1 protein-coding gene is annotated in these 328 nt (G+C 57.9%); it reads left to right on the top strand.

What is annotated here, in order from left to right; all coding sequences use genetic code 11:
- Positions 1–328 (top strand): immunoglobulin-like domain-containing protein (locus tag IAE36_RS23500; protein ID WP_201214975.1); only part of this gene is annotated, 328 nt, incomplete at both ends.

Here is a 328-nt window from a genome sequence, read left to right on the forward strand (position 1 = left end):
GTCACCCTGAGCAACAACGCCACCGTGGTGTTCAAAGCAGGTGAAACCAGCAAGTCCTACACCGCACCAGCCCAGGGCGATGATGTCTTCAAAGACGAAGGCAAAATCCAAGTGGGCATCACCAAGGCCGAAGTCCCTAACGCCACGTTCGAGAACCTGGTCATCGGCGGCCCGGCGTCGGTAAACGTCACCGACACCATCAGCAAGGTCACCGCTGTGTTGTCTGTGGATAACAACACCGTGGTAGAAGGTGGCAAGATCACCTATACCGTCACCTTGGTGAGCGAAGACAGCAGCCTGCCAGTCACTGGCCACGGCGGTGTGACCG

The sequence above is a fragment of the Pseudomonas sp. S36 genome, from assembly GCF_016647875.1.
Classification (GTDB): Bacteria; Pseudomonadota; Gammaproteobacteria; order Pseudomonadales; family Pseudomonadaceae; genus Aquipseudomonas; species Aquipseudomonas parafulva.